At 32.1% G+C, this 8,836-nt stretch carries 10 protein-coding genes; 8 read left to right on the top strand and 2 right to left on the bottom strand.

The features are described from left to right. On the bottom strand, window positions 1-1,343 hold a 1,343-nt coding region (locus ACOYLT_RS08845), incomplete at its 3' end, for a hypothetical protein (protein WP_422853495.1). A 210-nt stretch (window positions 1,344-1,553) separates the two neighbouring features. Between ACOYLT_RS08845 and ACOYLT_RS08840 the strand changes: the two genes are divergently transcribed. Beyond that, the gene (locus ACOYLT_RS08840; RefSeq protein ID WP_422853494.1) at window positions 1,554-1,736 is read left to right on the top strand and encodes a hypothetical protein; all 183 of its coding nucleotides are present in this window, start codon (window positions 1,554-1,556) and stop codon (window positions 1,734-1,736) included. 430 nt (window positions 1,737-2,166) lie between these two features. Here ACOYLT_RS08840 and ACOYLT_RS08835 read toward each other — a convergent pair whose 3' ends face one another. Beyond that, window positions 2,167-2,388, bottom strand: a complete 222-nt coding sequence (locus tag ACOYLT_RS08835) for a hypothetical protein (RefSeq protein WP_422853493.1) — start codon at window positions 2,386-2,388, stop codon at window positions 2,167-2,169. 393 nt (window positions 2,389-2,781) lie between these two features. Between ACOYLT_RS08835 and ACOYLT_RS08830 the strand changes: the two genes are divergently transcribed. From ACOYLT_RS08830 to rpmB, 7 genes are all read left to right on the top strand, one after another. Then, window positions 2,782-3,921 carry a glycosyltransferase family 2 protein gene (locus ACOYLT_RS08830; RefSeq protein ID WP_422853492.1) on the top strand — a complete coding sequence of 380 codons (1,140 nt, stop codon included), beginning with the start codon at window positions 2,782-2,784 and terminating at the stop codon, window positions 3,919-3,921. Window positions 3,922-3,993: 72 nt separating this feature from the next. After that, window positions 3,994-5,307, top strand: coding sequence for a dihydrolipoamide acetyltransferase family protein (locus tag ACOYLT_RS08825; protein WP_422853491.1), 1,314 nt, complete (start codon window positions 3,994-3,996; stop codon window positions 5,305-5,307). Between the two features lie 101 nt (window positions 5,308-5,408). Further along, window positions 5,409-6,182, top strand: coding sequence for an exonuclease domain-containing protein (locus tag ACOYLT_RS08820; RefSeq protein WP_422853490.1), 774 nt, complete (start codon window positions 5,409-5,411; stop codon window positions 6,180-6,182). A gap of 60 nt (window positions 6,183-6,242) precedes the next feature. Next, window positions 6,243-6,854 (top strand): fumarylacetoacetate hydrolase family protein, encoded by a 612-nt coding sequence (locus tag ACOYLT_RS08815; RefSeq protein ID WP_422853489.1) that lies wholly within the window; start codon window positions 6,243-6,245, stop codon window positions 6,852-6,854. Continuing rightward, window positions 6,854-7,198, top strand: coding sequence for an Hpt domain-containing protein (locus ACOYLT_RS08810; protein WP_422853488.1), 345 nt, complete (start codon window positions 6,854-6,856; stop codon window positions 7,196-7,198). Before ACOYLT_RS08815 ends, ACOYLT_RS08810 begins: the two co-directional genes overlap by 1 nt. 197 nt (window positions 7,199-7,395) lie before the next feature. Then, window positions 7,396-8,646, top strand: coding sequence for a CinA family nicotinamide mononucleotide deamidase-related protein (locus tag ACOYLT_RS08805; RefSeq protein ID WP_422853487.1), 1,251 nt, complete (start codon window positions 7,396-7,398; stop codon window positions 8,644-8,646). A 72-nt stretch (window positions 8,647-8,718) separates the two neighbouring features. Beyond that, the coding region (gene rpmB, locus ACOYLT_RS08800; RefSeq protein ID WP_422853496.1) for a 50S ribosomal protein L28 at window positions 8,719-8,836 on the top strand (118 nt) is incomplete at its 3' end.

Raw genomic sequence — 8,836 nt, 5'->3', positions numbered from 1 at the left:
GTAACTACTCCTGATGAATTTACAGAAGCTATAGCTGAATTTGAAGAAGACCATGTTCCTCCAGTAGTTCCATTTGTAGTTAATACACTAGTGCCATTCAAACAGAAAGACTGTAACCCACTCAAGGTTCCAGTATTTGGCAATGGTATAATAGTTACTGTAAATGCATTGTTACTACTTACTGCACCCGAAGTACTATTTCGAACTGTCAAAACCCCATTATAAGTTCCCGGAGTTGCACCACTTGGAACAGATAAAACAATAGGCGAAGTAGCTAATGTTGCATTTGTCACATTAGCAAAACCTGCACTAATAGCAGTTGAATCATAAACAATGCTGTATTGATTTGGACTATTTGTAGTCGCTGTATAAGATAAATTAGCTGTTGAAATCCCTTTACATACAGAAGGATTTGCTCCCAAAGTAATTGTAGGAGCTGGAGCTAAAGCGGTAACTTTTTGTCCTGAACTGTAATAAGACCAGTTTTCAGAATAAAAATAATAATCATAATTTGTCGATGCAGTTACTGTATTCGTTGTTGAAGATCCAGCACCTGTTGCATATACAACTGTTCCTGAACCTATAGCACTATTAAGAGCATAAGCAGTTCCGTTAGTTGGAGCAGTGGGCGTTGCATCTTTTGGATACCTAACAATCATTACATTGTAGGCCGTACTTCCTCCAGCGAATTTAGTCCATCCCAATGATGCGGTTGTTCCCGAAATACTAGCCGTACATAAAGTAGGATTTCCAAGAGCATTCACTGTAACTGGAATATAATTTCCACTGGTATATACCGTATAATTATTCCCATTTTGATAAGCTACTAAATTCACATCTAATCTATAACTTCCTGCAGCAGTACAATGAACGGAGTTAGCACCTGTATTAGGCACATATTCGTATTTTTTATTAGACCCACTTGAACAAACTCCTGAACTACTAAAAGGTAATGTTAATGCTGTGCCAAATGCAGGAGCAGTTCCTCCAACAACATAATAACGCCATTGTAAAAAAGAACCATCGCCACTCGAGGGAAAACCATAAGTTAGCGTATTGGCTCCCATATATAACTTATCTCCCAGATAAGCTGTATATGAGGAAGTATTACCTGTACTTAAATTGCCTGTCCCTGCACCATCACAACTTTGTGAAGTTGTATTGTACCATGTTGTAGTACCTGTTGTTCCCTGTAAAACAGCAACTTTACCCCCAAACTGTCCTTGTGCGAAACCACTAACACAAAATGTTAAAAGAATCAGAAGCAAACCATACTTAAGAACTCCTTTGAAATTCCCATCTATAAAAGATAAAAATTTAGAATTAGTATTTTTTTTCATCATATAAAAGATTTTTCTTAAAAGTTAAAAAATTATTTTGCCAAATCAACAAAATTGATTTAACAAAACTAAATTAATAATAATTCTCAAAATTATGTTAAAAAAAAATAACACCATTAACGCAAACGTTTTCGTGTTGATAAATTATTCTATTGAAGGATAACCCACAACTTACGATTTTACAAATTCCGTGTCTAAGGCTTGGAAAATAATATGAAAATTTTAGCAACAGGAGTTTACGGTTTCTATTCAAAAGACCATAATAAAGATGGCTTTACTGAAGGAGAAGATTATCCTTTTTTACAAAACACAAGTGAAGCCTTTTTAGAAGGAAAACAAGCTACTGATTTGAATGGTGATGGATTTGTAGAAGGATTATATTTCCCATTTTTTTAACAATTCAGACGCTTTATTAGAATCAATTCATCTATAATAAAAATAATCAATAAAAATAATCAATAAAAATAATCAATAAAAATTTAATAATATGAAAAATTCAATTAATAGCATTGTATGCAATCTTGGATTGATCCTTTTCCTGATGATGTTTAACGTCTAAGGAAAGGCTCATTCTAATTTCAAAAATGATTGGTCTAAAATATTTGAATTAGGCGTGTAAACTAAAATATTAGATAATATTGAACTTTCTAATTAAAAATATGTTCGAAAGTCTATTTAAAAAAAGTAAAATGGTTAAAAGGTTAACATTGTAAATGCTATAAAATCAATTAAAAAACTAAATAAATTTGATGTAAATTATTTAAAAAGCGTTACTATTAATCAAAATGATATTAAAATAAGTACAAAATATCATATCATAAATAAGTTATCTCAAAGTCAATATTCTCATGCTTACTTTCAAATAATCAAGTATTTCATAAACTTCTCTAACACAAATTAGAAAGTAATCGTAAATAGGTAAAGCAAAATTGGTTAGTATGTTTTCTATTAAATCGTCAATCCATATTTTGATTTCTTCTAATTGCAAGTAGAATGCAGCATCTTTATATTTTTTGTTTTTTAAACAGTTTATGAATTTTGATGCCATTAGTATAGTATATGAATTTTATAATCAGGAACATAACCAATAGAGTTTAGAAATAACATAAACAAATCTTTTACTTACTGTCTATCTTGAAGTTAAGTTCTTGAACCAGATAGTTATAGAAAGCTACTTTAAATGCTGCTTAATATTTTACTTCAACTACATTTTACTCTTTCATTATATTTAAAAGCAATCAAGTTTGGGAACACTTGGCATCTATAAGAGCTAAACCCTTGATTTTTTAATTCTTCTTTGTAAACTGGTATAACTGTATGATTAACTATTCTTTAAAAAATAAGCTATTTTAATAGCAATCAAAATCACCAAATTACATTTAAATTAAGTCATCATTTTTCAAATCTTCAAATTTCCAAATTTTCAAATTATATTTGTCAAATGCAACTAACGGTTATCATCCTTAATTATAATGTGCGCCACTTTTTGGAGCAATGTGTTTTGAGTGTCCAAAAAGCCATTCAAAACTTGGATGCCGAGATTATTGTTATCGATAACAATTCTCTCGATGATAGTTGTATTATGATGCAACAGCTTTTTCCTAACATCAAGCTTATTAAAAACTCAGAAAACTTAGGTTTCCCGAAAGGAAATAATATTGCAGTTGCGGCAGCAAAAGGCGAATACATTTGTATCCTAAACCCTGATACAGTGATTGCTGAAGATACTTTTGAAAAAATGCTGGCTTTCGCCAAAAGTAAGGATGATTTAGGAATCGTAGGTTGCAAACTAATTGACGGAACTGGAAACTTTCTGCCTGAAAGTAAACGCGGTATACCAACTCCTTGGGTGGCTTTTACAAAAATTTTTGGATTTCATAAATTGTTTTCAAAATCATCATGTTTCAATAAATATTATGCCCAACATTTAACTGAAAACCAAACCGGAAAAGTAGGTATTTTGGTAGGCGCATTTATGATTATGAAACGCGATTTGTATAATGAAATAGGAGGTTTTGATGAAAATTGTTTTATGTATTCGGATGATATAGATTTGAGCTATATGGCATTGAAAAAAGAAAAGTCAAATTACTACTTTCATGAAACAACTATCATCCATTACAAAGGAGAAAGCACAGTCCGAGATAAAACTTATATTAAACGATTTAGAGAGGCTATGCAATTTTTTTATAAAAAGCATTTTAATAAATCTATTGTATTTGATTTGATGATGTGTTTTGGAAGTTTTATTTTTAGTATAGTAAAAAAAAATCAACAGTTGAATAGAAAATTCCATGTAGATGAAACTATTTTTTTTACCAAAGTAAATAATGTTCTTGACTATAGTTCTACTATTCTCAATCGTTCAAAATTAGAAACATTCCATAATAAACATTCCATTAATTATGAAATTATTTTTGATACTAGTTCATTTTCTTATCATGAAATAATTGATTTTATGCAAAAAAATAGGGCTAAAAACATAATATTCAAGAATTTTTTACCTTCTTCTAACTTTATAATTGGAAGTAACCACGCAAACGATATAGGTATTGTATTAAATTTATCAAAAGTTGAATAATTCGTTATATAACCTCAAAATAATTAGTATTTTTGCAAACCAAACAACAAAACACAACTTTAGTTTACAGATATGGCAAAGTTTGAATTGACATTACCTAAAATGGGCGAGAGCGTTGCAGAAGCAACTATTACTAATTGGCTTAAAAAAGTTGGTGATAGTATTTCAATGGATGAAGCCGTTCTAGAAATCGCTACAGATAAAGTAGATAGTGAAGTGCCAAGTGAAGTTTCGGGTGTTTTATCCGAAATTTTATTTCAGGTAAATGATGTTGTAAAAGTGGGACAAACCATCGCCATTATTGAAACCGAAGGTAACACAAGCTTAAGCGAACTGGCAAAGCAAAGTGTTGTTCCAACTCCAGTTGCGGAAACAGTACCTATGCCAGTTGAAATATCAGAGGTTATTAAAACAATTGAAACGGCTCAAATTTCAGTTACTCCAGACGATTTCAAATCATCAGATAAATTCTATTCCCCGTTAGTTAAAAATATTGCCACGGCAGAAGGAATTTCTTTAACTGAATTGGAAACCATTTCCGGCTCAGGAAAAGATGGACGTGTTACAAAAGAAGATGTTTTAAAATTTGTCGAAAGTCGAGAGTTGAAAGTCGAAAGTATAAAAGTACCTGTACAACAACCATCAACTCCTATAGCTGTTCCAGTTTCCGTAAATGGCGGTGACGAGATTGTAGAAATGGATCGTATGCGTAAACTGATTTCAGGTTATATGGTTGCTTCTCTTCAAACATCAGCACACGTGCAATCATTTATTGAAGTGGATGTTACTAATATTGTAAAATGGAGAGAACGAGTAAAAGTAGCATTTGAAAAGAGAGAAGGAGAAAAACTAACATTTACACCAATCTTCATGGAAGCTGTGGCAAAAGCGTTGAAAGACTTCCCTGGAATGAATATTTCTGTTGATGGTGAATTCATTATCAAAAGAAAAAACATAAATATTGGAATGGCTGCAGCTTTACCCAACGGAAACTTAATTGTACCGGTTATTAAAAATGCTGATCAATTAAACCTTGTAGGAATGGCAAAAGCAGTAAACGATTTAGGAAACCGAGCAAAAGCTGGAAAACTAAAACCTGACGATACGCAAGGAGGAACTTATACGGTAACGAATGTTGGAACTTTTGGGTCTGTATTCGGAACACCAATTATCAATCAGCCACAAGTTGGAATACTAGCCCTTGGAGCAATTAGAAAAGTGCCAGCAGTTATCGAAACTCCTGAAGGTGACTTTATAGGAATTCGTCAAAAAATGTTCTTATCACATAGTTATGACCACCGAGTTGTTGATGGAGCACTTGGCGGTAGTTTTGTGAAACGTGTTGCTGATTACCTTGAAGAATTTGATTCCCATAGAGAGTATTAGACACATATAACTCTTAATAATAATTGATTTTTGCTAATTAATCAAAATATTCTTCAATCCCTAACTCCAATATTTTATATTTGTTGACTTAAATTTTTATAATGGAATTAAAACTCAACAGACCCATTTGCTTCTTTGATTTAGAAACAACAGGAATTGATGTTGCTAAAGATAGAATAGTAGAAATCTCAATCTTTAAAATCTATCCTAACGGCAATAAAGAAAGCAAAACTTGGTTAGTCAATCCAACAATTCCTATTCCGCCACAAACAACCGCTGTTCATGGAATTACGAATGAAAAAGTGGCAAACGAACCAACTTTTGCAGCACTTTCAGGACAAATATATACTATGATTAAGGATTCGGATTTAGCGGGATTTAATTCCGATAGATTTGACATTCCGCTTTTGGCAGAAGAATTGCTTCGTGCCGATGTAGATTTTGATATGAAAAATAGAGTGTCAGTTGATGTACAAACTATTTTTCATAAAAAAGAAGAAAGAACACTAAGTGCTGCGTATAAATTTTACTGTAATGAAAGTTTAGAAAACGCCCACAGCGCCGAAGCAGATACGATGGCAACCTATGAGATTCTTAAAGCACAATTAGACAGGTATGAGGATTTAGAAAACGATATGAAAGCACTTTCTGAATACACAACACGTAAAAAATCTGTTGATTTTGCAGGATTTATTGCTTTGAATACCGAAGGTCAAGAGATTTTCACTTTTGGAAAACATAAAGGAGCTTTAGTAGATGAAGTTCTTGATAAAGAACCAGGCTATTTTGGTTGGATACAAAATGCAGAATTTCCTTTATATACCAAAAAAGTTTTGACAGGAATTAAGTTGAGAAAGTTAAACACAAAAAACTAGAAGCGGGAAGTCAGAAGCAAGAAGATTTTACTTCCATCTCCCAACTTCCAACCAAAAGTTATGAAAATAATCTGCATCGGTAGAAATTATGTTAATCACATTGAGGAATTGGAAAACGAACGTCCAGATGAACCTGTTATTTTTTTGAAACCCGACACCGCTATTTTACCTAAGAAAACACCTTTTGTAATTCCAGAATTTAGTAATGATATTCATCATGAAATAGAAATTCTAGTTAAAATAAATAAAGTAGGAAAATATATAGACACTAAATTTGCAAACAAGTACTATGACGAAATAGGATTAGGTATCGATATGACGGCAAGAGACGTTCAAAATAAGTTAAAAGAAAAAGGCTTGCCTTGGGAAAAAGCAAAAGCTTTTGATGGTTCAGCTATTATTGGTGACTTTATTCCTAAAAACAATTTTATTTCGATGGAAAATATTACTTTTGAATTAACCAATAACGGTCACACAGTCCAAAAAGGAAATACAAGCAACATGTTGTGGAAAATTAACGAAATTATCTCTTACGTTTCTAAGTATTTTACACTAAAAAAAGGAGACATAATTTTTACAGGAACACCTGAAGGAGTTGCTAGTGTATCGCCTAATGACATCCTCGAAGGGTTTATAGAAAATAAAAAAGTTCTAAGATTACATATTAAATAATGGCAATAAACTACAACCTAGCAAAAGTATATGCGCTTTCAGATAATGATCCTGAATTTGTCACTCAAATCATTACGCTTTTTGTTACAGAAGTTCCTCAGGATTTGAAACAAATAGATATAGGTATCAAAACAAAAGACTACAAATTAGCTTATGGCTATGCACACAAAATAAAACCTAGTTTAGATTTATTAGGAATGTCTGTTGCGTTTGAAGAAATCCTCCAAGTGGAAGCTTGGACTAAAAGAGAAGGAAAACGAAAAGAGATTGTTTATACTTTCGAAAGTATTCAAAATCAGATAGAAAAAGCTGTAAAAGAAATCAAAAAAGATTATGAATTATAAAGTAAGAATTTGAAATCTAAGTAGTTATAAGTTGTGATTACAATCGTTTCTTTTATTTTAATCTTTTTTAAGATTTACACTTTTAAAGTAAACCTTTTAATGAATACCAATTATAATAATAATACTTCCAAATATCGGGAATGATAAATATTGTATAAGAAATTCTAAAATCCATTACCGAAAATCTCAAAAAAACAATGAAAGCAACCATAGTAACTATAGGGGATGAAATCTTAATCGGGCAAATTGTGGATACCAACTCTGGTTATATCGCGAAAGCATTGGATAAAATTGGAGTTCAAACAACTGAAATACTTTCCATTTCAGATGATAAACAACAAATTTTAAATACATTTTCATCACTTCAGAATAAAGTTGATTTTGTTATCATAACAGGTGGATTAGGACCAACAAAAGATGACATAACCAAGAAAACCTTTTGTGATTACTTCGAAGATACGTTTGTTAGAAATCAGGAAGTTGAAGATCATATCGTAGCATTATTTACCAAGCTTAATTTCATACCGACACAAGTCAATAAAGATCAAGCCTTATTGCCTTCAAAAGCTCAGGTCCTGAGAAATAATTATGGAACTGCCGCTGGTATGTGGATGCAAAAGGAGAAAACTATTTTTGTGTCGATGCCTGGCGTTCCCTATGAAATGAAAGGAATTGTAAACGAAGAGTTAATTCCAAAAATAGTATCTGAATTCAAAAGACCCTACATTATTCACAAAACCATTTTGACTTATGGACAAGGAGAAAGTATGGTGGCTGAGCGAATAGAAAATTGGGAAAATAATCTTCCTGAGTTTATAAAGTTAGCATATTTACCAAGTCCTGGAAAAGTTCGTTTGCGTTTAACGGCCAGAGGTAAAAACAAAGATATTTTAGAAAAAGCTATTGAAGAAAACGTCACAAGTTTATCCAAAATTATTGGAGACATTATAGTTGGTTTTGACCAAGACGACACTATTGAAGTTGTGGTTGGAAGATTGCTTGAGCAGCAAGGAAAAACCATTTCTACAGCAGAAAGTTGTACAGGCGGAAAAATTGCTCAAATGTTAACATCGGTTGCTGGTGCTTCCCATTATTTTCGTGGAAGTGTCTTGAGTTATGCTACAGACACAAAAGTTTCTATTTTAGGTGTTTCACAAACTACCATAGATGAAAATTCTGTTGTAAGTGTTGCTGTTGCAAAAGAAATGGCTGCTGGAATTCAAAAACTGATGCAAACGGATTATGCCATTGCTACAACAGGTAACGCTGGTCCGGGTAAAGGCGAAGCAGATGCAGAAGTTGGCAAAGTATTTATTGCTTTGGCTACGCCAAATGAAATTATAATTACTGAATTTGATTTTGGGCAACCTCGTGAAAAAGTGATAGATAGATCAGCAAACAAAGCACTGGAAATATTGCAGAAAGAAATTTTAAAAAATCTGCACTAATTTTTTTGTTACTACAATATATTTTCCTTAAGTTTGCACCCTCGAATTGAATAACGATAAAAGAAAAGAATAATGTCAAGAGTTTGTGACCTTACAGGTAAAAAAGCGATGGTAGGAAATAATGTTTCTCACGCTATGAACAAAACTAAGAGAAAATTTTCTGTTAACTTAGTTAAAAAACGTTTCTATC

It is taken from the genome of Flavobacterium sp. (genome assembly GCF_049318185.1).
Lineage (GTDB): Bacteria > Bacteroidota > Bacteroidia > Flavobacteriales > Flavobacteriaceae > Flavobacterium.
Note: the sequence above shows the minus strand (reverse complement) of the source record. Positions and strands in the feature narration are given on the sequence as shown.